General features: G+C 58.0%; 29 protein-coding genes and 2 pseudogenes. 6 read left to right on the forward strand and 25 right to left on the reverse strand.

Annotation, left to right across the window (positions count from 1 at the left end):
* The first annotated feature begins 56 nt into the window (after positions 1-56).
* The 3 genes from N2603_RS45155 (at position 57) to ahpD (ending at position 1,723) form a co-directional block, all read left to right on the forward strand.
* On the forward strand, positions 57-437 hold the full coding sequence (locus tag N2603_RS45155; protein ID WP_425249023.1) for a DUF2478 domain-containing protein: 381 nt from the start codon (positions 57-59) through the stop codon (positions 435-437).
* 176 nt (positions 438-613) lie between these two features.
* On the forward strand, positions 614-1,168 hold the full coding sequence (locus N2603_RS40385) for a peroxiredoxin (RefSeq protein WP_260424383.1): 555 nt from the start codon (positions 614-616) through the stop codon (positions 1,166-1,168).
* A gap of 6 nt (positions 1,169-1,174) precedes the next feature.
* On the forward strand, positions 1,175-1,723 hold the full coding sequence (gene ahpD / locus N2603_RS40390) for an alkylhydroperoxidase, AhpD family (RefSeq protein ID WP_260386570.1): 549 nt from the start codon (positions 1,175-1,177) through the stop codon (positions 1,721-1,723).
* A gap of 234 nt (positions 1,724-1,957) precedes the next feature.
* Here the strand turns inward: ahpD and N2603_RS40395 are convergent, their stop codons facing one another.
* The 7 genes from N2603_RS40395 to nifH all read right to left on the reverse strand — a co-directional run bounded on the left by N2603_RS40395 (position 1,958) and on the right by nifH (position 9,846).
* Positions 1,958-2,254: a ferredoxin family protein gene (locus N2603_RS40395; protein WP_260424384.1), complete on the reverse strand. Its 297-nt coding sequence runs from the start codon at positions 2,252-2,254 to the stop codon at positions 1,958-1,960.
* A gap of 38 nt (positions 2,255-2,292) precedes the next feature.
* On the reverse strand, positions 2,293-3,600 hold the full coding sequence (locus tag N2603_RS40400) for an FAD-dependent oxidoreductase (protein ID WP_260386571.1): 1,308 nt from the start codon (positions 3,598-3,600) through the stop codon (positions 2,293-2,295).
* A gap of 11 nt (positions 3,601-3,611) precedes the next feature.
* Positions 3,612-4,721: an electron transfer flavoprotein subunit alpha/FixB family protein gene (locus tag N2603_RS40405; protein ID WP_260386572.1), complete on the reverse strand. Its 1,110-nt coding sequence runs from the start codon at positions 4,719-4,721 to the stop codon at positions 3,612-3,614.
* Positions 4,722-5,722: 1,001 nt separating this feature from the next.
* On the reverse strand, positions 5,723-6,064 hold the full coding sequence (nifW, locus tag N2603_RS40410; protein ID WP_260386573.1) for a nitrogenase stabilizing/protective protein NifW: 342 nt from the start codon (positions 6,062-6,064) through the stop codon (positions 5,723-5,725).
* A gap of 468 nt (positions 6,065-6,532) precedes the next feature.
* Complete coding sequence (gene nifV / locus N2603_RS40415; protein ID WP_260386574.1) at positions 6,533-7,720, reverse strand: homocitrate synthase; 1,188 nt, start codon at positions 7,718-7,720, stop codon at positions 6,533-6,535.
* Positions 7,721-8,006: 286 nt separating this feature from the next.
* Positions 8,007-8,810 (reverse strand): nitrogen fixation protein NifQ, encoded by an 804-nt coding sequence (locus N2603_RS40420; RefSeq protein ID WP_260424385.1) that lies wholly within the window; start codon positions 8,808-8,810, stop codon positions 8,007-8,009.
* A gap of 151 nt (positions 8,811-8,961) precedes the next feature.
* A complete protein-coding gene (gene nifH / locus N2603_RS40425; protein WP_260424386.1) occupies positions 8,962-9,846 on the reverse strand; it encodes a nitrogenase iron protein in 885 nt (294 codons plus the stop codon).
* 554 nt (positions 9,847-10,400) lie between these two features.
* Between nifH and N2603_RS44845 the strand changes: the two genes are divergently transcribed.
* Both N2603_RS44845 and N2603_RS40435 read left to right on the forward strand, forming a co-directional pair.
* On the forward strand, positions 10,401-10,646 hold the full coding sequence (locus N2603_RS44845) for a thioredoxin domain-containing protein (RefSeq protein ID WP_311740855.1): 246 nt from the start codon (positions 10,401-10,403) through the stop codon (positions 10,644-10,646).
* Positions 10,647-11,276: 630 nt separating this feature from the next.
* Entirely contained in the window at positions 11,277-12,008 is a 732-nt protein-coding gene (locus N2603_RS40435; RefSeq protein WP_260386575.1) for an OmpW/AlkL family protein, read from the forward strand.
* A gap of 440 nt (positions 12,009-12,448) precedes the next feature.
* Here the strand turns inward: N2603_RS40435 and N2603_RS40440 are convergent, their stop codons facing one another.
* From N2603_RS40440 to N2603_RS40505, 13 genes and pseudogenes are all read right to left on the reverse strand, one after another.
* Complete coding sequence (locus N2603_RS40440; protein ID WP_260386576.1) at positions 12,449-12,796, reverse strand: (2Fe-2S) ferredoxin domain-containing protein; 348 nt, start codon at positions 12,794-12,796, stop codon at positions 12,449-12,451.
* Positions 12,797-14,139: 1,343 nt separating this feature from the next.
* Positions 14,140-14,642, reverse strand: a pseudogene (locus tag N2603_RS40445) (Rieske (2Fe-2S) protein).
* 584 nt (positions 14,643-15,226) lie between these two features.
* Positions 15,227-15,556: pseudogene (locus N2603_RS40455) on the reverse strand (DegT/DnrJ/EryC1/StrS family aminotransferase); the annotation flags it as partial.
* A gap of 142 nt (positions 15,557-15,698) precedes the next feature.
* Positions 15,699-15,974 carry a DUF6129 family protein gene (locus N2603_RS40460; RefSeq protein ID WP_260386578.1) on the reverse strand — a complete coding sequence of 92 codons (276 nt, stop codon included), beginning with the start codon at positions 15,972-15,974 and terminating at the stop codon, positions 15,699-15,701.
* 33 nt (positions 15,975-16,007) lie between these two features.
* Entirely contained in the window at positions 16,008-16,367 is a 360-nt protein-coding gene (locus N2603_RS40465; protein WP_260386579.1) for a DUF3024 domain-containing protein, read from the reverse strand.
* A gap of 14 nt (positions 16,368-16,381) precedes the next feature.
* Positions 16,382-16,558, reverse strand: a complete 177-nt coding sequence (locus N2603_RS40470) for a nitrogen fixation protein NifZ (protein ID WP_260424387.1) — start codon at positions 16,556-16,558, stop codon at positions 16,382-16,384.
* A gap of 59 nt (positions 16,559-16,617) precedes the next feature.
* Complete coding sequence (locus N2603_RS40475) at positions 16,618-16,932, reverse strand: nitrogen fixation protein NifZ (RefSeq protein WP_260424388.1); 315 nt, start codon at positions 16,930-16,932, stop codon at positions 16,618-16,620.
* A 282-nt stretch (positions 16,933-17,214) separates the two neighbouring features.
* A complete protein-coding gene (locus N2603_RS40480) occupies positions 17,215-17,439 on the reverse strand; it encodes a 4Fe-4S binding protein (RefSeq protein ID WP_260386580.1) in 225 nt (74 codons plus the stop codon).
* A gap of 10 nt (positions 17,440-17,449) precedes the next feature.
* Positions 17,450-18,997, reverse strand: a complete 1,548-nt coding sequence (nifB, locus tag N2603_RS40485; protein ID WP_260424389.1) for a nitrogenase cofactor biosynthesis protein NifB — start codon at positions 18,995-18,997, stop codon at positions 17,450-17,452.
* 1,156 nt (positions 18,998-20,153) lie between these two features.
* Entirely contained in the window at positions 20,154-20,378 is a 225-nt protein-coding gene (nifT, locus tag N2603_RS40490; protein ID WP_027571421.1) for a putative nitrogen fixation protein NifT, read from the reverse strand.
* On the reverse strand, positions 20,375-21,556 hold the full coding sequence (gene nifS, locus N2603_RS40495; protein WP_260386581.1) for a cysteine desulfurase NifS: 1,182 nt from the start codon (positions 21,554-21,556) through the stop codon (positions 20,375-20,377). Before nifS ends, nifT begins: the two co-directional genes overlap by 4 nt.
* Positions 21,553-21,843 (reverse strand): NifU family protein, encoded by a 291-nt coding sequence (locus tag N2603_RS40500; protein WP_260386582.1) that lies wholly within the window; start codon positions 21,841-21,843, stop codon positions 21,553-21,555. The genes nifS and N2603_RS40500 overlap by 4 nt, the downstream gene beginning before the upstream one ends.
* Positions 21,844-21,883: 40 nt before the next feature.
* Positions 21,884-22,198, reverse strand: coding sequence for a HesB/IscA family protein (locus N2603_RS40505; RefSeq protein WP_260386583.1), 315 nt, complete (start codon positions 22,196-22,198; stop codon positions 21,884-21,886).
* A 263-nt stretch (positions 22,199-22,461) separates the two neighbouring features.
* Here N2603_RS40505 and N2603_RS40510 point away from each other — a divergent pair, with 263 nt between their 5' ends.
* A complete protein-coding gene (locus N2603_RS40510; protein WP_260386584.1) occupies positions 22,462-23,052 on the forward strand; it encodes a hypothetical protein in 591 nt (196 codons plus the stop codon).
* 7 nt (positions 23,053-23,059) lie between these two features.
* Here the strand turns inward: N2603_RS40510 and N2603_RS40515 are convergent, their stop codons facing one another.
* From N2603_RS40515 to N2603_RS40535, 5 genes are all read right to left on the reverse strand, one after another.
* Complete coding sequence (locus N2603_RS40515; RefSeq protein WP_260386585.1) at positions 23,060-23,455, reverse strand: Rieske (2Fe-2S) protein; 396 nt, start codon at positions 23,453-23,455, stop codon at positions 23,060-23,062.
* A 497-nt stretch (positions 23,456-23,952) separates the two neighbouring features.
* Positions 23,953-24,822, reverse strand: a complete 870-nt coding sequence (locus tag N2603_RS40520) for a host specificity protein (RefSeq protein WP_260386586.1) — start codon at positions 24,820-24,822, stop codon at positions 23,953-23,955.
* A gap of 282 nt (positions 24,823-25,104) precedes the next feature.
* Positions 25,105-25,404: a ferredoxin III, nif-specific gene (gene fdxB, locus N2603_RS40525; RefSeq protein ID WP_260386587.1), complete on the reverse strand. Its 300-nt coding sequence runs from the start codon at positions 25,402-25,404 to the stop codon at positions 25,105-25,107.
* 14 nt (positions 25,405-25,418) lie between these two features.
* On the reverse strand, positions 25,419-25,619 hold the full coding sequence (locus tag N2603_RS40530; protein ID WP_260386588.1) for a CCE_0567 family metalloprotein: 201 nt from the start codon (positions 25,617-25,619) through the stop codon (positions 25,419-25,421).
* Entirely contained in the window at positions 25,616-26,092 is a 477-nt protein-coding gene (locus tag N2603_RS40535) for a NifX-associated nitrogen fixation protein (RefSeq protein WP_260386589.1), read from the reverse strand. Before N2603_RS40535 ends, N2603_RS40530 begins: the two co-directional genes overlap by 4 nt.
* Between the last annotated feature and the right edge of the window lie 2 nt (positions 26,093-26,094).

Genomic DNA, 26,094 nt, shown 5'->3' on the forward strand with positions numbered 1-26,094 from the left:
AGTGTTACCGTGCAAAAGACGATGTCGATACGCTACTCGCCGATTTCGCTCAGGATATCGCGCAGCAAGGCCTCGCATGGACGGCATCGTGCAGCGACACTCGAGGCGCGCAAATGTCACGCACGTCATGCTCGCAATCGACGTTGCGCCGGGACAAGAGATCCCGATTCCCGGCCACACGGCAGCGGAGCTATGTCCGTCATCTCGACAGAGATGGGCTTGCCAAGGCCGCAGCTGTCGTCTCTCAGGCACTTCGCAACAAGATCGATCTCCTTATGATCAACAGATTCGCCAAACAAGAAGCAGCTCGCGGGGGCCTGCGCACCGAATTCGTTGACGCGATCACCCGAGGCGTACCAGTCCTGACAGCGTTCCGAAGAAACTGCCTTGCCGACTGGGGAACCCTCAGAGGGCGTTGGCACGCTGCTGCCTTGTGATAGTGAATCGTTGGAGCGAAGCGCTTGGCTACTGATTTCATAACTTAGCGTTGATCAGCCGGCGCGCGAGCATGCCTGTATTAACGCCACTGGAATCCGCTCGCAAGAACGGATGGCATATAGCTTGCTTCATCAGTGAAGTCACGATCTACAAAAAGCAAATTTGTGAGGACAGCATGCTCGGAATTGGAAGTCAGTTGCCGCCCTTCGAAGTCACAGGCGTGAAGCCCGGTTTCCAAGCGCAGGAAGAAGGAGGACAGAGTGCATTCGAGACGCTGACCGAAGCGAGCTTTGCAGACAAATGGAAGATCATCTTCTTCTATCCCAAGGATTTTACCTTCGTCTGCCCGACAGAGATCGCTGAGTTTGCCCGGCTTTCCAAAGAATTCGCCGACCGCGATGCGGTTGTACTCGGTGGTTCGACTGACAACGAGTTCTGCAAGCTCGCTTGGCGGCGTTCACATGTCGACCTGCACAATCTGCCAATCTGGCAGTTTGCCGACACAAAGGGAACGCTCGTCGATGGTCTTGGCGTGCGTTCACCCGAAGGGGTTGCCTATCGTTACACCTTCATTGTTGACCCCCAAAATACAATCCAGCACGTCTATGCGACCAATCTCAGTGTCGGCCGCAGCCCTAAGGACACGCTCCGCGTTTTGGACGCGCTGCAAACCGACGAGCTCTGTCCCTGCAACCGCGAAATCGGCGGCGAAACCTTGAAGGTTGCTTGAGGCAGCATGTCGTCGATCGAACAACTAAGCGACAGCATTCCCGATTTCGCGAAGGACGTCAGGCTTAACTTGACCTCCCTGGTGGCCGATGAGACGCTTTCGCCACAGCAAAAATACGGGCTGCTGCTTGCGAGCGCGATGGCGACCCGCAATGCAGCCCTGATCGCAGCGGTTGAATCGGCTGCCGCCGCCGTGATGACATCTGTGGCGATCGCCGCAGCAAAAGCCGCAGCCTCCGTGATGGCAATGAACAACGTCTACTACCGTTTCGCTCACCTCGTTTCCAACCCGAAATACAAGACGATGCCGCCAAGGCTTCGTATGAACGTGATCGGCAATCCGGGCGTCGACAAGTCCGATTTCGAGCTGTGGTCGCTTGCGGTCTCCGCCATAAACGGCTGCGGTGCTTGCATCGATGCCCATGAGAAGACACTGAGAGTCGCGGGCGTCAGTTCCGAAGTGATCCAGACCGCCGTGCGCTTTGCCGCAATCATGCAGTCAGTGGCGATCGCAATCGAGGCCGCTGGACCCGACCCCTCTCAGGCGAGGGGCTGATCCTTCTGCCATCCGAGCGACTGCGTTGTGGCGCCACTCAGTGACTCCACAACCAGTCCTTCGCGGCTCCCGAATGAGCGGGACATCTGCAAGTCACCTCTTGCGCAGCATCCGCATGAAGAGCGTCTTGCTCGAATTCGAGGCTCCGTGCAACTGACGCGGAATGCGCCAACACACATGCTGTGAGATCCTGTCGCCTAACGCTCGATCGCACCACGGCCCTTTGTTACACGATCACCCGAACTTGAACAGCACCCCGTATCCGCCGCGCGGATGGCTCCATTCGATATCGCCGGTGGGCTCGGCGATCACGCGGCAGGTACCGCACTCGATGCAGCCGTCAACTGTTATCTCGACTTGGCCGTCGTCATTGAGCTCATAACATCGCGCGGGGCAGGCTTTCAAAAGTGCAAGTAGCTGCGGTGATGGCGTCGTGTGCGCACGGACCTTGACGTGAGGATGACCGATGTCGACAAGATAGCGGTTGTAATACAGCTTGTCTTCGACGCGCATTTGGGGTTCGACATTCATGCTTTCACCTTCCATTGTTGGCCTTCACGCTGTCGCGGTCAGCGCCAGGCCCGTGCAAAACGATAAGCATCGCCGAACAGACCTGTCCATGACCTCGCCTTGGCAAAGGATTTCAGGGTCGCCTTTTCCTTCTCAGCCTTGGGCGTCCCATCGACGCGCACAAAGTTTTGCATCGCCTTGGAGATGAGCTGCGGATAGGTGAGAAAGAAGTTTTGTGAGTGCGTGTGCATCAGGGGCGGCAAATCCTTGTACTTCTTGAGATCTTTGATGACGAAGGAGTCGTCCAGCATCTTCTTGTAGATCGCCAGATTTGTCGCACTCATCGGCTCGCCGCGCGATTTCACCAAACCTATCGCTTCGGCGGCGATGCGGCCGGAAGTCATGGCGAGATTGGAGCCCTCTCGATGAATGGCATTGTTGAGTTGGGCCGCATCGCCCACTACGACCCAGCCTTCGCCATAAAGCTGCGGGATCGACTTGTACCCGCCTTCAGGAATGAGATGCGCCGAATATTCCTTGACTTCGGACCCTGCTATCAGGGGCGCCACAGAGGGATGCCTCTTGAATTGATCGAGAAGGCCGTAGGGCGTCTGGCCCGTGCGCTGGAAGTCGGCAACGAGACAACCGATGCCGAGCGAAATGCACTCTTTGTTGGCATAGATGAAGCCCATCCCGGTCATGCCGCGGGAAATGGTACCGGCCGCCTCGATCACGACGCCTTCATCGCCCTTGAGATTGAAGCGCGCCTCGATAGTCTCGCGAGGCAAGAAGTGCATCTCCTTCACCGCGAGCGCGACGTTGTCGGGTCTCGGCCGCGCGCGCAGGCCCGCGCGCGTCCCGAGCAGACCATTGACCCCCTCAGCCAGCACGATGACGTCGGCATGTATTTCGCCGTCTCGGCGATCTGTACGAACACCGACGATCCTTTCACACTCGTCCCGGACGAGCTCGGTGACGGTCGTCTCGCACAGCACGGTCGCGCCAGCCTCCCGCACCTTGGAAGAGAACCATTTGTCAAACTGGGCCCGTATAATCGTGTAACGGTTCGGCCGTTCCTCGTTGAAGTCGTCTGAACGGTAATGCATGCCGACATGGGAGCGATCGTCCATCATCCAGAACCGCTGCTCAATCAGGTGACGCTCGAGGGGCGCCTCCTGTCGAAACTCGGGGACCAGCTTTTCCATCATGTCGGCATAGAGGATGGCGCCCTGCACATTCTTCGATCCAGGATATTCGCCCCGCTCGAGCTGCAGCACTTTCATGCCGCGTTTGGCCATGGTCAATGCCGCCGCGTTGCCGGCCATACCGGCTCCGACCACGATCGCATCGAATCTCTCCTCAATCATCATCATCTCCTCTAGACCGCGATCCGGGCGCGCGAATTCGGCAAAAGCCGGGCGCGAAATGCGGCCGTCAGCGCCGGTAGCAATTGGATGGCGTCACTGACGATCGCGAGATGGGCGAAGTCGAAGATCGGAGCGTTCTTGTCAGTATTGACGGCGACGATCAGATCCGCGCCCTCCACGCCAACCCGGTGCTGGATCGCACCGGAAATGCCGGCGGCAATATAGAGTTTTGGCCGGATGGTTTTGCCCGTCTGGCCGATTTGCCGGTCAGACGTAACCCACCCCTTCTGCACCAGAGGACGCGAGCAGCCATATTCAGCGCCAAGCAGAGTTGCAAGCTCGCGCACCAGCCGAAAGTTCTCAGGCGATCCCAGGCCCAGGCCGCCCGCAACCACGACATCGGCATAGGCCAGATTGGAGGTTTCTGCATCGCGGTCGGGTAGGAACGACAATACTTTTGTGACAATATCGTCTTCGACAAGGCCGAGCGGATGGACGATGATACGAGCAGCATCGCGTACGACACGCTCAGGCATCGGCATGACCCGCGGGCGGACGGTTGCCATTTGCGGTCGATAATTCAAGGTATAGATCGTGCAGAGCAGCGAGCCGCCAAAGGTCGGACGCGTTGCCGCAAGCGAACCATCGGCGTCGACGTCCAGCGCGGTGCAGTCGGCAGTGAGCCCCGTCGACAGGGTCGTCGCCACGGAACCTGCGAGATCGCGGCCGAGCGTCGTCGCCCCCAACAGTAGTATCTCGGGCTTGTAGGCGTTGACGAGTTCGGTTAGCGCTTTGGTATAGGATTCGTTGCGGTAATCTGACAAAACATTATCGCTCACGAGATAGGCCAAATCGGCGCCATAGCAAAAAGCTTCAAGCGCGGCGTTACGTGTGTGCTGCCCCTCCGGACCGATAACGACAGCGGCAAGATTCACCTTTAGCCTATCGGCAAGCCTGCGCCCCGCACCCATGAGCTCCCAGGAAACAGGATGAACCTGGCTGCGCTCCAGCTCGACGAAGACCCAGACGTGCTTGTACGCCTTGAAGTGCTCCGGCAGTTCTTTTTTGGCTACTGCGCGGCCGGCCGCCGCCGGCAGGACCGTTTTGGTGACATTGCTCATACTCTAAATTTCCCTCAAAGGTAGATGCGCCCCGCGCCACAGGTTTGCTTTTTAGCTTCGTTCACTGAAGATCACTTTTGGTCAGCAAGTGGCCTGCTGCTTCTGCCTCGTCTTCTTGGTCCGACCCGGCGGCCCAACAAGACGCGTCGTCGCGATAGACGTACCGGTCCGGCCGAATTTGGAGAGGTCTTCCACACTGGACTCTCTTGCGCGCCGGATTCGACGAGCGCCACCGCGGCGGCCAAGGCGCCGCGGTGATTCTGACCGGTCGCTTTCATGCCTGAGTTGGCTAGTCCGTTCGCTGCGCAATACCTGCGCCTCACTTTCGGCCCAGCGGCTCCACATTGACTGTGACGACGAGGTCGATCTTGTCAGCGTACCTGTCACGCAATCCATGCCGAGCCTCCAGTGCCAACAACCCGTATGGACCGACGCTGGCCCTCTTCCTGACGCATGTTGCTATCCGCCATGAGATGGATACAAATCTGAGCGGAATCGGGAGCCGGTTTGATGTGGACAGTGCTGTGCATACCCTCTCCAGGTATAGCGCGAACGGACGACTTATCCATTGACCACCATCTCACCGTCGATACGGAGCTTCGATCGCGTCAAAGACCGTTTCGAACGGACTTGGCGCGATCGTAGGCCACGAGATGATGGCGCAGCGCTCGGCAGGCACTAAAAGCAGCATCATGGGTCTTCCTTCACTCTCATCACGGACGACTACCATCGGTCGACATCGATGATCGGATCGGCAGGACAACAGCAAGTGTCGTACCAGTTGCAAAAACCATTGAAAGTCTGTCGAAAGTAATGGTTTGGCAGACACTTGAAATTGCCGCTGATACCGTGGACACGACCAGTCCATACATGGGTCGGGAATACGACAGGCGCCGCTCGGGTGATCGCTGCAGAGAGTTGACCCTGATAACGACGAAGGCCCCACATCGGGTTGCCACCGCGCCCCGTCGGGCAAACCTTGCTTGCAGTGGAGCGCGAGATCACTTCAGCTCGCTCAACGGGACAAAGGCCGCGGCCTTCTTAGGGTCTGCGACGGCATCCTTCAAAACCTTGAACACTCGCTGGTCGATCGGTGACGATGCCACGAAATCGGCATAGGCCTGCTCCAGCATCGCCTTGCATCGAGCTCTGATTTCCGACTCTGCGGCACCAGTAAATTGCTCTTTGGCAAAATATTGTCCCATGCGCTTTAAGATGTGAAGGCGCGCGACATTCACGATTTTAGGGTCGTAATCGACGCCAAGCAGCGAAAAAAAATCCTCTGCCGACGAGGCCTTGCTGAGCCGATCCAGGATACCGGCTGCCGGGGATGGATTGATCATCGAAAATTCTCCTTCGGACAATGAGATGGGGTGGCGCCTGTTGACTGCCGCCGTCACGCCTCGCACAGCTGGTGCGCATCGCCAAAGCCAGACCCAGGAAAGCGGTACCCTCAACTTCGCTGCCCAGAGCCCAGATCGACAGGTCCACCGGTGACGACGTCAGCCCCGATGAAGATCCGGGAACAATGGCCAAACCACGATCGAGGTTGACGCTCGTCAGGACGGTCGCCGGACCGGAGATCAGCCGCGCGAGAAGACGCCGATTGGCAGTCCGGAGACGGCTCGCCATTGGGTAGGAGATCACAGCATGTATGGCGGAATGGGAAGTAAGATCTGGAGGTGAGTTCGCGCCAGGGAATCTGACGTGCGAAAGCTGGACGCCGTTCGTGCCCATCAGCGACCTCGGACGCCATCCTTGCGGCGCGTCTGTTGCGACTGGCCGACCCAGACGCTGCTGGACACGGCTTTTCACGCGGGGTGGGTTGCCAGGCATCCGCACACGTCGCGCCAGATCGCCGCCACCGTTTCGCGCTCAACCGGCAGCTTGTGCTCGATGGCATATTTGCGGACTTGCGACAGGATCTGTCTGGCTTGATCGGCGCTGGCGACGAGCTTCAGTTCATCGAGTAACGCGGTGATCGCCGCGAGTCCGGAATGCTTGCCGATCACAAAGCGGTTGCAGCGGCCAAGCAAAATGGGATCAAGCGATTGATAGGTGCGTTGATCCTTCAAAAGGCCATCGACATGAATGCCGGATTCGTGCGTAAATACATGCTCTCCGACGATCGCCTTGTTCATAGGAATCGCACGTGCGGCCGCGGCTGCTACCACCGCGGCGACGTTCTCGAGCTGCGGGAGTATGACGCCGGTTTCGCGCCCATAGAGCTGCTTGAGTGCGACCGCGATTTCCTCTAGCGGTGCGTTCCCGGCCCGCTCGCCCAGCCCGATGACGGTCACTGAGGCGTGGCTCGCGCCAGCCTTGATGGCGGAGAGCGTGTTGGCGGTTGCGAGTCCGAGATCATTGTGACCGTGAAATTCGAGTTCGAGATCGGTGGTCGCACGCAAACTCCTGACCAGCGCGTAGGTTGCGTCGGGATCGAGCACGCTGAGCGTATCTGCAATACGAAAGCGACGCGCGCCCGCGGCTTTTGCGGTTGCCATCAGTCTGATGAGAAAATCGATGTCGGCGCGGGAGGAGTCCTCACCACCGACGGCGACCTCAAGTCCGTGCTCACAGGCATAGCCTACCTCTCGCTTCACCCGTTCCAGCGCCAGGTCGCGATGTCCACCTAGCTTGGCCGCGATCTGAACGTCGGAGGTCGGGATCGACATATTGATCATGGACACCTTTGCTTCGATCGCCGCGTCGACATCCGATTCCCGCATCCGGCACCAGCCTATGGTGGTGAGCGGAAGATCTGCTTCGACAATGGCGCGGATGGCGGCGATCTCCTCGCTGCCCATCGCCGGCGTTCCCGCCTCGATCTCCGTGACTCCGGCCCGCGCCAGCGCCTGGGCGATCGCCAGCTTTTCCTCTGTGGTGAACGCAACGCCAGGTGCCTGCTCGCCGTCGCGTAATGTCGTGTCGTTGAGCACGATAGGCTTGGCGCGCACCTGGTCGGACCAGGACGATTTGGCGGTGCAGGCGGCAATCACGCGAGAGCTCCTCATTGTTTAGCGTAGCTAAGCTTCAGCAACCAGCATGCCAGCCCGTCGTCCCAGGCAACCCACTGACGAAGCTAACGCTTCGGTCCTCGACCTTCTTCAGCAAATGGATTGTCGCAAATGCGACAGGCTCATGAAGCGGACGCCTTGCCTGTTGCCACGCCGATTTCGAACGCAAATGCAATTGCGGCGCGCCGGGATATCGAGAATTGTCGCGGAACACTTGGGGCCCGCCGCCGCCTTGCACACATGGTCACTCGCTCGCATCGAAACGGCGTCAGCCGCGCCCGCAACCTCCCGCGCGGCTTACCAAATCCGGCGAGGCTTTCTCGGATGACGGGGCGATCGCGGACCCATGTGGCGGTTCAGATGGCCAGTCGCCAGCAACGATCGGCCGAGCCGCCTGCAACAGAAAATCGCGCCGGCGCTCGGCCATCCGGCTCTCACCGCTTTCTTCGCCGAAGCAGAGGTTGAAGTCGACACATTGCGTGCACACGGGTGTTGTGCACATCACGAGGCCTTCATTCTCACAAAGCATGCGGTAGAAGAAGCGCTTCCAGCGCATATTGTTGAAATTGCGCGCGGCGAGCGGAGCGAAATGGCGGCTCAGCAGCCGAGAGAGTTCGCCGCGATTGCGCAAGCCGAGAGCTTCCCACAGATGGCCCGGCTCCATGGCGCGCCGCGCTATCATCGCAGCCAGCCAGTGGCCGATATCCCCTTCCGTCGAGCGCTGCTTAAGCAAGAGATCGCGCAGCATTGCAATCTCTTCGTCCTCTTCGCACTTGAAAACCGAGAGCTGCTCCGCGAGCTTGATCTCAAGCGAGGGAAAGTACTGCTCCAGCAAGGCCGCCAGTTCAAGGGCGGATAGGCCGGCCTTCTCGGGAAGGGAGCCACCATCCATTGTTGCAGCCGCCAGGATAGACGCCAGGACATGGCGATCCAGATTGCTGTCAATGATAATATCGGCATCTGCAGGAGGCACACCGGTGAGTAGACGGTAGGTTGCAATTCCCCTATGCATCCGGCTGTTGGCATCATCGGCACAAGCAGCCATCAACTGAAGGAAGTTCGCTTCGGACATGATTCTGCGGGTTTCCACAATAGTCAGGTTTGCCCCCGCCACATCCGGGTTTTGGTCAGGGTCGATCATCAGAATGCCGGCCTCCCCGGGATGGGCGGTGAGGGAGACCGGCATCCGTCGCGCGCCTGCACAAGGCCGCGACTCGCGACCCTTACGAGGCCGCGAGTTCGGCGGCGGTCTTGCCGATGACGGATTCGTCCACAGGCTTCATAATGCCATGCTCCATCAGCATGTCCTCGAGCTCGTCCATGGAGATCGGGGTCGGGATGATGCCTTTGCCGCCATTGTTGTGCACCTTGGTCGCAAGATTGCGATAGTGATCGGCCTGCTTGGAATCGGGTGCATATTCGAGCACCGTCATGCGGCGCAACTCGGCATGCTGCACCACGTTGTCGCGGGGCACGAAGTAGATCAGCTGAGTGCCTAGCTTTTTGGCCAACGCTTCCGCCAGTTCCAGCTCCTTGTCGGTCTGCCGCTCATTGCAGATCAGACCGCCCAGCCGTACGCCGCCAGAGTTCGCGTATTTCAAGATGCCCTTGGAAATGTTGTTCGCGGCATACATCGCCATCATCTCACCGGACATCACGATATAGATTTCCTGCGCCTTGTTCTCGCGGATTGGCATCGCAAAGCCACCGCAAACGACGTCGCCGAGCACGTCGTATGAGACATAGTCAATGTTCTCGTAGGCGCCGTTCTCCTCCAGGAAATTGATCGAGGTGATGACGCCGCGGCCGGCGCAGCCGACACCCGGCTCAGGACCACCGGACTCCACGCAGCGAATGTCCTTGTAGCCCACCTTCATTACGTCCTCGAGCTCGAGGTCTTCAACGCTGCCAGCGCTCGCTGCAAGGCTCAAAATCGTGTCTTGTGCCTTGGCGTGCAGAATCAAGCGGGTCGAGTCCGCTTTCGGGTCGCACCCTACAATCAGAATTTTCTGACCCATCTCGGCCAGCGCCGCCAGCGTGTTCTGCGAAGTGGTCGACTTGCCGATGCCGCCCTTTCCGTAGAACGCGATTTGTCTCAGTGAAGACATGTTGCTCTCCATCAACCGATTTGCCAAAAGTTGCGCTTCTTGCGCGCGAGCTTGTTTCTTTCTCAGAAACGGGGGCACACGGGTTCAAGGGAAGGAGCACATCGCTCGTCTTACGCGTCGGCGTGCACTCAGCCCTCACTCAGTGTTGCTGCCGCTTATTAGCAACCGCCGTGCCAGCGCTTGACCGCGCTCCTCAAGCTTCTGATTACGTTTCTGAAAACCAACTAGCCGGTGAGTAAGACCCTGCCTGTTTTGGATGTAACAGGATCTGCGCGGCTGTCAGAAAACCGACAACGGGCACAACCATCAACGCGAAAAGCTGATTCGGCGGGACCTGTTCCGATGCCTTCAGGTGTGGAACGGAACTTGCTCCGATTTGACGACAGTGAATATGCCGGTCGGGCCCAAAACCTGGCGCACCAGCGGCGAGGATGCATACGTGGTACGGCGCTTGGTGCGTTGACTTTGGAGATGGTCGGCAAGAAATTGAACAGGCTACCGAAGTATCCGCGCCGTGCCAATCGTTCAGCTCAGCACGCCCACATAGGTATGCCGTGGCGACAATCATCTTCTATCAGAAGCCCGGCTGCGCCACTAACGCGGGTCAGATTCAAGCGCTGCAGTCCGCCGGACACGACGTGATCGCCCAAGACATCTTGAAGGGGCCACGGGATGCGGAGGAATTACGCGGCTTCTTCGGCAATATGCCCGTCGCCTCCTGGTTCAACCGAGCTGCAGCGGGTATCAAGTCAGGCGAAGTCAATGCCGATACTATCGACGCGGCAGCGCACTCGCATTGATGGTGAGCGATCCGCTCCTGTACGACGACCGCTGATCGACGTAGACGGGGCACGATGTGCCGGATTCGATCATGAGCCCGTGCTGTCGCTGCTGGGCGGCAACACGCAAGATGATCTCGATGGATGCTTGCACGAAGCAAAACCGCACGCGTTGTCCGCAGACGTGAGGAGGCGAAGGAGCGTCCCCCAGTCCATCAAAAAAGCCAAATCTGACGTTTCCTACTTCCGGCTTCCTTCAATGGGCGATACGGACTTCCGGTGAGATGACCCGCGCGAGTGGCTGCTCCGTGTGCGAGGGCATCGCCCATATTGCGCTCGAATGCCGCGATTCTCGCCCTTGCGAGAGGCCGCGACAGTTGCCGCCTTTATCGCACATGACATCCGCGGCCTGGATTTCGATCAGAGAGCACCAGGCCGAGAGGCGGTTTCTTGAAGAAACTCGGCTTTCTTCAATTGAATAACGATCAGAACAGACACTCCAGGATTCGCGGCCGTGATCCTTATGCAACTTAGCGGCATAATTGCGCTCTGACCGCTTCCATTTTGATCGGCATCAAATCCTCCGCCATACCTCGTGTGTGACAGAGATCTCGCGCGGCTCTTCGCGCGAATTTTGGAATGGAGAATTCGATGAGACAAAGGACAGTTCTGACGAGGGCATCGCTCCTCGCGCTCGCGACCTCGTTGGCCAGCATTTCGGTACAGGCTGCGGATCTGGGTCGGGCGCCGGTCTACTATAAAGCGCCTCCGATCGAACCCTTCAACCCATGGATGATCCGCCTGCGCGTGCTTGGCGTTTTGCCGGATACCGCAGGCAGCTCAGTTAGCATCGCCGGGGCGCCCTCGCTGTCGTCACCAAGTTCTGGGCTTTCGATCAGCAATCAAGCCGTACCCGAGCTCGACATCACCTATTTCTTTACAAAAAACGTTGCCGCCGAACTCATTCTCGGCGTGACCCGCCATCATATCAGCGGCAATGGCGCGCTCACTGGGCTCGATATCGGCAAAGCCTGGCTGTTGCCGCCAACACTGACCCTGCAATATCACTTCACCGATTTCGGCGCGCTCAAGCCGTATATCGGCGCGGGCATCAACTACACGGCATTCTTCAACCAATCGGCAGCCAATACGTCGCTCGCCGGTCTTGCCGTGACGGATTTGCACATCAGTAACCAATTCGGCGCGGCGGTCCAATTCGGATTCGATTACATGCTTGATCGCCACTGGGGCCTCAACTTTGACGTGAAGAAGCTGTGGCTGCGGCCGGAGTACTCCGCGACCGTAAACAATGCAATTGCCGTCACCGGGCGCGCCAATATCGATCCATGGCTCGTCAGCGGCGGCGTCACTTACAAGTTCTGACACGAGAACAGGACCAGAGAGGGGAATCCGTTTGATCATTCCGGACGCGGCGAGTTCATCGAGCGTTTCCCTTAACCTCCGCAGTGCAAGCAGGGAGCGAGATGACGCGAAGGACGCGTCATCTCACGAGACGGGGAGAGCCATTCGCAGCATTGCTCTCGCTGTGAGCTACGGATCGCGCGGCATGAAGTGACGGTACGCAAACAGATCGGCCCAGCATGTGTTCATATTTTTGTTTAGTCCGCGTTGCAAAAGGCGCCATTGTCGATTGAGCCTGAGAAAAAGGCGGCACGCCGCGCCAAGGTCAATGACTGCTGTTCGCAGACCCTGAGCATGAGGCATCCGCTCCCCTCAGACGATCCGAGCTCCGAGCGGCAGCTCATGGGCGGACAAGCCATCAATGCTTGCTAGCCCGTGCACGTGGCCCGTAAGCGAAGTCCCTAGCTTCGCTTTAGCACCATCACAAGGCGGTCGACACGTTTGCCCTGCTTGAGGTGGGAGTTTACGATTTCGTCAACGTCCTCAGGCGTGGTCGCGCGATACCACACTCCATCGGGATAGATGACCATCAAAGGACCAGAGTTACAAAAGCCGAGGCAGCCTGCCATCGTCAAGCCAATATCGTTGAGGCCTTGCGCTTCGACTGCCTTGCCCATTCGATCCCACAGGGCTTGCGCGCCGGAGGCTCCACAGCTGCCGTGCGGATGAGTTGGCGGACGCTGCGTGTTGCAGGCAAAGACGTGATGCCTATAAAGTTGAGGAAGCTCGAATTCGGTTTCTAGGTTCATGCGCCTATCCTGTGATCAATGGGCTTCATCTGAGAAGAGACAAGGTGCGAGCACAGCGCTCCCCCCAACAATCTCTTACGATTAAACGCCGCATCGAACAATTGATGCTACTGATTCCCACTCGCGCTTGCCAAAGCAGATGAAATGAGTGGGCGCCATAGTGATTGTCGTCGCTGAAGTTCAGCGATAGATACTTTCGCGTCCGGAGCAGCCTCCTTGATCAATTCCAACCTCTTCTGCCCTCATGGCGATCTTTCTACTCCTGCATCACTTGCTCACCATCCAAATTCTCCAAAGCAAGTTGCACACCAGATGCGTAACGTTCGTTTGTGCAACGATCTCTTGCTTTGCTCGGCGCGACTCACAATTATTGCCGAGGTTACGACAACGTCGTTCGCTTCTGTTTCGGACACGACAAACCTCGCATGGCGTTTGACCTCCAGCCTCAACCTTCTGCAAGTTCGTACGCAGCAAAACTGACAATGTCGGTTATTTTGCCCACCTCTTCCGCTATCATATCTTGGAATGAGCAGCGATCTTCATACCCCTCAAGCCGCCTAGTGAGGGCTCGACGATCGCGCAGTGAATCGGGCGCTCTGTTCTGCAAAGGGGGCGAGGGCTGGCCGCATTGACCGCGCCGAGCCCACAGCATCTTTTTAGCGCTGAAGCGGCCGCAGCGTTCCGTCGCTGCCGATCTATCATTTGCTCAACAGATAGCGCCTGTCGCAAGAGCCCAACGAGCCAGCGATGATCGCTAAGCCATTTTTGAGGCTGCAGACAAGCCGGCCGCAACCCCGATTCGCAGGAAGGTAAACCGACAACACAGCGGTCCCAGAATGGGCCCACGCTTCACGCGATACAAGACGCGCTTGCAGCGGCAACTAGGGGGACGAACAACGAGCACCTGCTCATATGCATTTGCTCCTAAGCCCAGCTGACGATAGTGGCGCAATCAGCTAAGGGCGTCGCACGAACGGAGGTTTGGCATGGCAGTTGCTACGAGGCAATAACGCCAGCTGCGGCGGCCGGCCAGAGACTTCTGACACAGGATCGTCATTCCTCCTCCCCAAACGATCCTGTCAGTCTGGGTCCCTCCATCCCTCAAGCCCAGACGATGCCCTCGGCGAACTTCCAGCCGCCGAGGGCATTTCCCGCTAAAACATACCGCCGGTCGTAGGAAGCATGCCCCGCCTGCCGGCTCGCTTGATGAGCCAGCGCAAGAGCAGCTTGTTGGTGCTGCGGAGGTCGCGGAGTGCAAGGCCGCAATGCGACGAGGTGCCCGTTCTGTCTCACAAATCAAAAGCTGTGACACGCATCTGCCAACGCTCACGAGTACAATGGCCTCATCCGAGGGCAAAGCGCCTCAGGCACTGGAGCACAACAATGCGATAGGACCCTTGGTCCGGATGGATCGTGATATCCATGGTTTCGTCGCTGTCCCCAAAACGGTCGGCAAACCGATCGTCCTCGAGCAGCTTGACGCCGCACAGGCAGACGTCATCTTCGATCACGGCGAGCGCTACAGGCGCAAGGGATTGTCCATCGCAGGGGCCGTCGATGCACATCCCAGTGTCGATCTCGAATTTTGCACCGTGCCGGCCGCATCTGAGAAAGGCGCGGTCCGCCGAGAAAAGCACACCGGAGCCGATCTTGAGCCCGACGCTCTCATGCGGACAACGATTGACGTAACCAAAATAGTCGTTGCCGAAGGTGCGCACCACAATAATTGGAAACGGCCGGCTCTCGCCCCTGCCGTCGATCCGCGACAGGCTAAAGCCCATGGGCCACTCCGCTCGATGGCATCGGCCGGACAGACGACAAAAACCTCGATCTGATCGCTCATCAGGTCGCCGATTCTCCGTTCGCTAATCCCGGCCTCGCAGTTTCCTGCTTGAAGGCTTCGATTGCAGTCCGGCTCAGCCGAAAAATTCCGCGGCCACAAGCGAGCGGCCGATAAGCCGAGCTGGCACGGACGTTGAGGACATCAAACCATTGGTTCGGCGTGAGCTTCGCCGGACGCTCACTGATCTGGATCACCCTGCCGTTCGGACCGAAGCGGACGTGGATGATGACTTCTTGCGAGTTCATACCGCTCCCCTGTTTTGGTCACTCCAAAGATCCCGAGCTGACACCAGACGATCTCGACTCGGGCACCTTGGCGCGTGGGCCTCAAGCCGCGCCTTAGACGCGGCGGCTTTTTACCATCGAGCAGGTCTTCTTCGCGCTCGCTTGGAACACTCTTGTGGACTTAAGACGAGTGCATGCCTCCAGGGCATCCGGCGTGCTCCCGCAGTTGTGTGGATCACGATCGCGCCAGGCAAAGCTGCCACAAACGACGTATGCTCGGTCCGCTTGCTCATCTGTAGCGATGACAACAATTACGATTCGCCATTCAATCCTCGTTCTTCCGTGTCGTGGATGACGAGCATCTCAGTAACTCGCTGCACCCGCTCCTACGTTGATCGACGCATCTTTCACGGTCTCGACGATAAACTCGATCTGCTTGTTCGTGAGATGGGGGTGAAACGGAAGCGCCAGAGCACGATCGGCTATTTTTTCCGTAACCAGGAAATCGCCACGCCGATAGCCGAAGTCAAAGTAGTGGTGTTGCAGGTGCAGCGGTTGGCTATAGGCGGCTGATTCAACCTTTGCGCCGCGCAGATCATCGATAATGGCGTCGCGCCTGGTACCACTCGAGACCGCAACAGCATATTTGCGGCCAAGATGGGCGGCGAAAGCTTGCTCAAACGCCTCAGTGATCCGTCCGTTGGAGATTTGCGGCGAACACAGCAGCATTTCCACGGCAGAGAGCTCGGCGAAGGCGATATCGGGATCGGACAGTGGAATAAATGATGTATTCTCCTCCGCAGTGTGCGCGCCATCAAGCGGATGCTCTGCTCGTTCAGTGCTCACCGCCCAACATCCTTTTGGCCAATACGATGCCGGTCGCCCGCGTCGGATCGGCCGTAATCTGCACGCAATGATCCGATCCATCGATCAGATGAAGGTCGAAACGCGGAAACTGCCGGAACGGCTGATCCGCCACGTCCGACGCATCACAGCGCACCCAAGCAAGCTGCGGAAAGCGGCGCCGCAGCTCGACAAACGGACGCATCTCGGCGCCATCGGCTGCAAGCAGCCGCTCGATTTCGATCAGTTCCTCCGGGGTGAGCGCCATCGTGGCTCCTCTATGACTCATCAAAGGCGGGTCTCATTGCCAGAACAGACGCTCCGGATCCGCATTCAATTCGTCGATTGCAGAAGTCAACCGATGGTAAAGGCTGTAGAATTCCCAGATTCCTCGCGCGTGGTTCTTGCGAAATAGCTTCCATATCCCGCTCACGGCATCATAATGGATTAGTGCGACATCGATGAGAGCGCCATCCTTATCGATGTTGCGCGAGCAACAGGGGCTCTCGACGAGGTAGCCGCTCCTCACCGGCGTCACGTTCGGCGAGACGTAGAGATAGCGCTTGCGTGAGCTCAAGCCGCGCTCGATCCGTTTGCGATCGAGCTCGTTGGGGTGAGGCACCAGCCCGGCCCTTACCGTTCTCATCAACGCGGCATTCATGGTGAAGCCTCCGTTCAGAGCACTGCGATTTCTTCTTCAAGACAGCCGATGAGCATCTGCTCACCAAAATCGACAATATAGATCGGCACGTTCGCTTCGGTATGGATCGCGACGTTGATGATCTCGCCGGTCGCTCCGGCAGCAAGTAAGACTCCCTCGGGCTCCGCATCGGGATGTGAGTGGTCGTTGATGAGGTCGACTGCGGTTTTGACCCGCTAGCCCCGCCGATATTTCGGAAAGCCGGGCTGAATCATGACTCCTCCGGTAACGGCAGATCATCAATCTCCTCGCAGGCGTGCACCGGCTCTAGTTCCTTGCGCTTCATGCCAACGCAGTAGCCGCTTTCCAGAAACTCAACGCCGTAGATGTAGAATTGCTGCAGGAACGTGCCGATCGAGATGACGTAACCCACCTCCCCCTTCTTGACTAAGACCTCGCCAATCTCTTTGCCGCGATAGGTGCCATCATTGCGGATGGTGCGATTGGCTCGCAGCTTTTGGCCAAAGCTGAAGGCAGGCGGGTCGCTGAGCTCGACGACGTCGCTGTCGCGAACAATGCTGTTCATGTACCGCTCCTCCTGCATCGCTTCTTCGTAGAGATGTAGAGAGTCGCCTCGCCCACAGCAGGCGAGATCCTGCATCACTTCATGTTCGCGCGGCCTGGTCAGTCTCATCGACGATAGCAGCGCTGGGTGGGAAGGCCACTCTCGGACTCGCGAAGCGCCTTTGGGCAGCCGCGCAGGATGAAATGCCGCCAGGGCCGTGCTGCCGTCGCCGCCAACGCGCAGCACGACGCTTGCGACGTTCTCAGCACCAGCTCTTCGGAGGCCGTTCATGGGGGTCACGCTTTAGGTTGGCGGCTGGTAGCGAGGCAAGGACGTGTCAACCACGCAGGTATTGTCGACCGGACAGGCGGCGGCACATTGCGGCTCGTCGAAATGACCAACACATTCAGTGCATTTCGCAGCTTCAATGACAAAGCTGCCCCCCTTCTCCGAGATAGCAACGTTCGGGCATAAGGGTTCGCAGGCCGAGCAGCTCGTACACTGCGAGGCGATGATCTTGAATGGCACATATTCCCCCTTACCCTGCAGAGATCAGAGATCCTTGCCGGCTCGCGGTGTCACCACGCTGCACGTGCTGGATCTCCCCGCGTTTCACCTTGTCCAGATAGGATCTGAACCAGGCGATCGCGGACTTCTCAATGAACTCATGGGCGTATTGATCGACCGGCTCGATTCCCGCCTTGATCAGATTACTTTTCGGGCAGCCGCCGATCTTGGAGACGAAGACCGCATGGCAGTCACGGATGCCACGCATGATGGCGGAAAGCCTGTCCTCCTCGCCATAACCGCCCTGGCAGTAAACGTCCACGCGGCGGTGGCCGACGAATTTGGCGCCGGATGTAGAAAGTTCGTAGACCTGGAATTCCTTTGCATGCCCAAAGTGCTCGTTGATCAACCCCGAGCCCTTGGTTGCGACGGCAACTAGAAGAGTGATCGCGCTCATCTGTCCAGCAAATTCCGCGCGCTCATTTTGGGCGGCCGCGACTTTAGCGGCGCACTCATGCTCTACCCTGACCTGATATGCCCTGCGCATCTCTAGGTCATATTGGACGTCCATTTTCATGACCTGATCGGTGGTGAACTCTGCCCTGCGGTCCTCCCCGAGTAGCCCGACCGCATCGGCGCGGCACTGGCGACAATGCCGCATCATTTTTATTTCTCCTTCACAAGCATCTTGCAGCGCCTTCAATTCTTGCGCCGTCGGTCCGCGCTGACCGTTGAGGCCAAATACTGTGCCGTGCTCGGGCGCGGAGATCAGCGGCATGATATTGTGAAGGAAGGCACCGCGCGACTTCACCGCCTTGTTGACCTCGATCAGGTGGTCATCGTTGATGTTTGGGATCAGCACCGAGTTGACCTTGCACAGGATACCTCGTTCGCTAAGCATCTCGAGACCTTGCAGCTGGCGATCGGTGAGTATCCTTGCCGCGTCAATGCCGGTATAGCGCTTGTGGTTGAAGAAGATCCACGGATAGATCTTGGCGCCGATTTCGGGATCGATCATGTTAATGGTGATGGTGACGTGGTCAATTTTCGACCTGGCGATGGTATCAATATGGTCCGGCAGAGCCAGTCCGTTGGTTGACAGACACAGCTTGATGTCGGGAGCCGCCTCGGCAACCAGCTCGAACGTCTTGAACGTCTTTGTTGGATTGGCCAAGGGATCGCCGGGACCAGCGATGCCAAGCACTGTCATCTGCGGAATGGTGGTCGCGACCGCAAGCACTTTTCTAACCGCCTGCTCAGGGGTGAGCTTCTCGCTCACCACACCTGGACGCGATTCGTTGGCGCAGTCGTATTTTCGGTTGCAGTAATTGCACTGGATGTTGCAGGCAGGCGCGACCGCGACATGCATGCGGGCGTAATGATGATGCGCTTCTTCGCTGTAGCAGGGGTGGTTCTTGACCTTTTCCCAGATTTCGGTTGGCAGATCGCCTTGGCCTGCCTCCGAGCCGCAGCTCGCCTGCGCGGACTTGGCCGAAGCGCGGCAGGCGGCGGACTGCATCATCCTGCCGTTATCCACTGCAGCTTTGACATGCTTTCCGCGTTCCACGACCGCATTCATCTTAAATTTTTCCCTGCACGCATCATCGGCCACCCAGGACCATCCGCGAGCGAGCCTCAAGGAGCTGAGTAGCAACTTGCATGCCATGGCGGGGACGACGAAAATTGCAGCCATACGCCAAAGAGTTAGCGGAAACGATCGTCGCTGGCGCATGAAAGAACAGCAATGATGCACTTGTTGATGATGCGACAGATACGTCGTCATTCTCACGCAGAGCTCCATGGCTTGCGTATTCATTCTCGCGCTAAGCTCGCCGGAACCCGGCCCCATCTGAACGGGTTCTCTCGCGTTGGGGCTCTCACAATCCCAATACGAGCTGGGGGATCCCAGTTTCGCAAGGCTACCAATGGGTGAGCAGTATCTCAACCGTGCAACGGAGCCCAATCGCAAGCGGTGTCAGGCCTTGCTCGGGTAGAAAGCGGAGCTCGTTGCGAGAGAGCGCGTCCGGATCAACGATGGCATAGTGGGTGTGGGCCGCGCGCTCGATGATCTGCCTCGCATAGCTAGGCAACAGCTGTTCGTTAAGCGACAGCCGATCAAGAGAAAGGTCTCTCCGGTTCACCTTGATGATGAATGTCGATTTCGGTCAACGCCCTCGACGTAGTCCGCGTTGGAGATAAGGAAGTTGTTGGCCGGCTGCACGCTGCCATGCGACTTGTACAGCACGCCCGTCGCCCAGCTGACGGTCACGGCACTGCCGATCTCTCGGCCAAGTAGATCGTAAAAGCGATACCAGCAATTTTCGCCAATGCCGACGCGGGTGATACGGTGATACCTTGCACCTCGCCCCATCGATCGCGCTTACCGAGCGCCGGCGGCATAACACCAGACGTCGACCATGACTGGCAGCGATAGCGTCGGCTCGACTGGCCGAGCGAAAGCCTGCGTCATCAATGCCGTCACTGGAGCGATCTTTGTTAATCTCGACATGTTGCGCCGACGCCCACGCATTGCCCTAGCCCGCCGCGGCAGCGCAACCTCGCTCGAAGAAGCCGGCCAACGCCTCCGGTGTGGTCGGCATATCGGATCTGCACAATTCGGCGAGGCCAGGACCGAGGTGGGAAACAATGCTCGCGGCCTTCAGGGCGGCAGCGGTGTCCACGAGCGTGGCTTTTGTATCGGCCGCATCGACAAAGTCGATCTGCGGGGGCGCCTTTCACGGATCGTCCCCGTTCTCGCCCCGTTTTTTAGCGTTGATTGTAATCGGTAGCCGTGTGTCGCTCGCCATCTCGGGCAAATCGAGTACCCAGCCATTAGCTACTTTGATCCAGCCGCCCCATAGCGTTTCGTGCTCGGATTCCACGATTGGCTCTTCGAGATCCTTTTTTGGCACGTAGATCGACAGGCCCGCATCCGGAGACCGGCGGATCATGATTTTCACGAGGTCAACTCCCTGGCTGTGACGCAGGAGGTGGCGCGCAGGCGAGCCACGATTTCGGACACTGCGCACACGACCTCATCGACCTCCGCGAAGGAGGTTTCACGCGACAGAGAAAAGCGCACCGCGCCACGGATCCGGCACGCCGGCACGTCCATGGCACGCAGAACATGCGATGGCTGCATTGAGCCGGAATTGCAGGCTGATCCGAGGGACACGGCAATGTCCGCCAGATTGAGATGGTGCGCGATGGCTTCGCCTTCAAGATGATCGAAGGCAATGAGGGCCGTGTTCGCTAATCGATTGCCGATATCGCCGAGCGCAACGCACTCGCCATTGTGTAAAATTCCCTGCTCAAGCCGATCGCGCAACCCGCCAATGCGAACGCGCTCCGGTTCGAGCCGCTCCGCCGCAAGCTCGGCAGCCTTTCCCAGGCCGACAATGCCGGGAATATTCTCGGTCCCGCCGCGGCGCCCTCGTTCCTGTGATCCGCCGCAGATCAGCGGCCGGAATTTTGTCCCTTTGCGCAAATATAGCGCGCCGATCCCCTTGGGGCCGTGCAGTTTGTGCCCGGACAGCGACAGCATATCGATCGCACTGTCCTTTAGGTTCACTCGCACCTTACCGATGGCCTGGACTGCATCGGTGTGAAACAGCGCGCCCGCCTCACGGCTCAACCCTGCCAGAAACTCCACAGGAAACATCGTTCCGGTCTCGTTGTTCGCCCACATAACCGAGGCAATCGCTGTGCGTGGCCCGAGCGCGCGGCGAAACGCCTCGATGTCGAGCCGGCCGCGGGAATCTACAGGTACGATGTGCGTCTTGACTCCTCTTGTCGCCAATTGCTGGGTTAGCGCAAGAACGGCAGGGTGCTCGACCGAGGTGGCGACGATCTCGTCGCGGTCTTCCTGCGTCGCAAGCGCAGAGAGGACCGCGGCATTATTGGCCTCGGTCCCCCCCGAGGTAAAAACGATTTCATGATCATGTGCGTTCCCTAGCAGGCCCCGCAAGCTACGCCGGGCCTGCCTCACAGCGACCGCGACCTCGCTGCCAAAGCCATGCGTGGACGAGGCATTGCCGAATTGCTCGGTGAAGAACGGCAACATGGCTTGCACGACGGATGGATCGGTCCGCGTCGTTGCATTGTTATCGAGGTAAATCGGAACTCGATTTCCGCTCAATCCACTGCCTCGCCTACAGCAGCAACGGGGATCAGGCGAACCAATTCGCCGAGTTTATCGACCAGCCGCGCCTGAATGCCTTTCAGCGTCATCCCCGAAAGCTTGCACAACGTGCAGGCAACGGTCCACCTAACCATGACCCTGCTGTCATCGATCCCGATCAGGTGGCAGTCGACACCGTCGCGTTGCAGATTGGATCGGATCTCTTCGATTACGCCGCTAATGCGACGCTCTCGGTCTGTCGCAGTGGATAACGATTGCCTCAGTTGTTCTGGTTCGGCCGGCATGCTTCGATGTCTCCTCCTCATCAGCTGAACGATTTTTTCATCAGCTGAAAGATTTTCCGCAGGAGCAGTTCGCGGTGGGGTTGTGAAAGGTAAAGCCAGAACTCTCCAGTGCCATCACGAAATCGATGGTCGTGCCTACCAGATGCTCACGGCTCTTTTTATCTACGAACACCTTCAGCCCGTCGCATTCGATCACGGTGTCGTCAGACTTCGGTTCCTCGGCCAGGCCCATCTTGTATTTGAATCCGTTGCAGCCGCCTGCTTCGATCATGACGCGTAGACCGCTGATCGGGCGCGCCGACGATGAAATCGCGCTCTTGATTGCATTCACTGCGCTGTCCGTCAGGTTGATCACGGCTTTCCCTCATCAGCTTGGATCTAGCTGCTAAGGGCAAGTCACGTGCCAGCGCGCAGACGCTTGATGATGCGCACTTTTTCGAATCGCGCCTGTTGGCTTTGGAACCGGTGTTGGGTTCCTGACAGAACTAGGTGCAGCCCCTCGACGCGTTTTCTTTCTAAGCTACGCTCGGGACAGCGACGCATGCGACGGCAGGCAATTTGCATCGCGTCGGGCACCGGCCAACGCGTCGGTGAAGAGCTTAGATCGAGGACGAATTAATGACTGCAATCGAGAACACCGCACTCGGCAGACTTGAGAGCGAGGGCCGCCTGCTCAATGCCGTACTCAAAGGCGGGACGACCAAGACGGGCCGGTTCGGTTTTCGCGGCGACATCGCACTAAAATTCCAGGCTCAAGTTGCGGACGAGAAACGGCCGCCGGACTATTCGATTGAGCAGGTTTTGACGATCGCGCAGGAGGGAGAAGGCACCATTCCGGTGCTGGCCGGCTACCTGCACTCATTCGCCTATCTTGCTGACGTCGCAACCGTGCTCGATGGCGCGTTGAGCCCAGATGGCAGTTACTTCATGTTCTGTAACAACATAGACTTGCTGGCGAAATACCAAACCAAGCTCGATGGTATTACCTTCCGCGTCCTACCGTGCGATGAATCCACGGTTTGGAAGGAGATGATGGACCTGGTCGGGATCAATAAGGATGACATCAAGAAGCTGGATGCGGGCGGCAAGCTCGATTACCTGCTCGATGAAGCAAAGAAACTCGATCTGGCCTACGACGAGATCTCCTACGAGGACGGCCTGAAGAGGATGGAACCGGTGAGAAACCGTAACGAGAACCGGCCAGTCTAAGCGCGGTTCATTCGTTTTGGGCCGCATCATCTTCAACAAGGCGCACGCCGACGACACAGATATCACCATCCAGAACTGTCAGGGCGATCGGCGTGAGCGCTCTACCCTTACACGGACCTTCGACGCACCGCCCAGTGCCGAGTTCGAAGGTAGAACCGTGTTTGCCGCAGATCAGTCGGGTGCCGTATGGATCGAGGAATTGGTTCCGCTCCCAATCCAAATTGACGCTGTTGTGCGGGCATTTATTGACATAGCCAAGCACCTTTTTGCCCCAGCGCACCACAATGATAGACCACGGGCGGTGATTGCCGTCATCATCGACGACTATAAGATGAAATCCCATGGCCTCGCGGCTCGGAATGTCGTTAAAGCCGCAAACCGCATAGATCGCATCTGGCTGCATTTATCGCTCGTACATTGCAAGACGTTCTTCATTGTCGCCGTGCAATCAACCGTGCAAGAACCGTACAAGTGCCGGAACGGCTCGTGTTTCCGGCAATACAACGCCCAAGCTTCACGTTGCAGCGCACCTCATTGGCGGGGGCACAGTTAGAGCAATTCGCACGAGCATTGAGCCTTTCTGCCCTTTCGATGCTTGGCTGCGCAGCTACAGCTTTCGCGCTCCAGCCTTTCTGGACCATTTGCCGGAGGGCTAAACTCGGTGGCTGGTCTTCGCTATTCGCTCATCGCACGCTGCGGAAGGCCCCGTACATGCCCTGCGATGGGCGTATCCCATCGCGACATCGCAGGTGCCGTCGCCGAAAGTTGAGCGATCGCTTTCAGTAAGCAAGGGGGCGCACGCGGCGCGCGTGCGCCCCCTTTTGGTGAAGACCTTTACGCCCGCGCGTGGAATGGCGAAATGTCCGTTATTTCTGGCCCGCTGCTTCTGTTACAGCCACCTTAGTCCATACGGAGCCCCTTACGCAGGGCGCGCTCCAAGTAATATGAAGCGTTATCGTCTGAGGAATCCGTCTCGAACGTTCCCTCGGAATCACTGCCCTCACTATCGATACCACTGCCCTCAGCTTTCGAAAGATACTTCGTAGGCTTGCCGACCCGCTGCCACTCGTTGTTCTCGTTCTTCTCCCACACTTCGGGGTGCTGCTTAGGATCAAGCACCCAGTAGTTACGGCCCATGTGTACAAAACCCATTTCCGCTAGACGGGGCTCTACCTCTTCTACGGCAGGACGTGACAAGACCAACGGACGATCGCGGTCCTGTCGCAGCTGATGTTCCAGCAAGATATCGCCCGCGTTCTCGACCAGCGGATGAGTAACCCGAAGATCTACTACGGACGTGATATCGTTGCGCCCAAACTGTTCCTTGAAACGGCCGCTGTCGTCTTTAATCCGCGCGGGACCTCCGACTCGTAAAAGCCCGACAGTTTCGTCGCCCAACTTATACCTGTAAAACTTCGCCGGCTTATCTGGATCATCGTAGGTGTTGACGTAACTTCCAGCAACCGTTGCCGCGCGCTCAGCTTTCTCGGACACGAAATCCGAGTACTCTTCTGGGTGCTCGGCAATGTGCCTGATGTCATCGGCCAAAAACCTCTTTACTTCTTTCATGAAGCCATCTCGGGTCTTGATCTCTTTAATGGGCGGTTCGGAGACCAGAGAGTATCGCGCTGCCGTTTCAGATGACGAACCACCGGGCTCCATACCTGCAACTGCTTCCGCAAAGCGGGGACTATCTCCCGCTTCTCCCCATTCCTCAGCTTGACTAGCGCTTGTGGACTGGCTGGATGAGCCAACGATTCTGTTGTACATCAGATCGCTCTCCTATCGGCAAAATTGCACGCCTTCGAGCTCGTGCCGCGCAAGCTCGCGGCGAGAATATGCAATCTAGCTGACCACAACCTGACCGTGGCATCCGCCGGCACTCCGACGCGGCTGCAATCCGCCCGCGAGTCACCCATAGCCGCTGGTCACCAATCGGTTGGCGGGTCCTGATCACAATCTGGCCCCTCGATATCCCACCTGCTGCTGCCGCAACAATGCGAGAGAGAGAGAGAGAGAGAGAGAGAGAGAGAGAGAGAGAGACTTTCGCGCTCATGCAGCTGCCGCTGCGGCCGAAACGTGGGTCTGGCAGTCCGCCGGGCAAACCCTGGCGCACGCACCGCAGCCGATACAGGCACCCTGATCGTTCAGAACCATAATCTTCTTTTCGATCTCATCGTCCTCGTCATTGTCGAGGTCGACAAGTTCGCCTTCCTCGTTGATTCCTTTCAAAGTCATGACATCTCGACCGCACACCTTGAAACAGCGGCCGCAGCCGATGCACTTCTTACTATTGATCGAGACCAGATATTCTGGCGTCCATTCGCGTCCATCGCGCGCTTCAAATGTCATGGCTTGGGCCTCCTTTAGGTATTTTCCACCGCCTTCAGATCACGGCTCTTGCGCTCCAGTTCGGCATAGGCGTTGTGCGCCTTCTGCGCCACCACCATGATCGACGTCCAGTTGAGAGGCAATTCTTCCGAAAGGTCGTGCAGATCCATCTTGGCTTGTGTCGCCTTGACGGACAACTTCTTTAGTTCTGCCTTCAGTGTTTCACGATCGCTCATGAATATCCCCAATAGTTCGCCACGTCCGGAAATTTCCGAATTAGGTCGATTCCATCGCTGACACATTTGTCGCCCTGCTGCGCGAGCTTTACCAAATTATCGAATCCGAAGCGATGCACATCGCGCAGCTGCTTGTTTACGGCGATCAGACGGCCTGAGACGAGCACCATGCGCGCGGCGCCTTCATGATGCAGATCCAGAATCGGCTGGGTCATCACGCCGGTCTCTCTCTCGATCGAGAGTGCGACCGCATCGAAGAACAGCTTAAGCCGCCACAGCGTATTGGGATCAGGATCACCGATGATCGGCAATGCGCGCCGTTTCTCCTTGTCCAGAATATAGAGTTCGAGCAGCTCGATATCGCTCTTCGCCTCACAGACTCCATTGGTATCCTGAACACGCCAAACCTTGACCAACTCCGTCAGGAACGGCGCGTCAACGGCGTTCCCCTGCTGCTCTCGTTTTGCGGTCATAT

The organism is Bradyrhizobium huanghuaihaiense (assembly GCF_025200885.1).
Lineage (GTDB): Bacteria > Pseudomonadota > Alphaproteobacteria > Rhizobiales > Xanthobacteraceae > Bradyrhizobium > Bradyrhizobium huanghuaihaiense.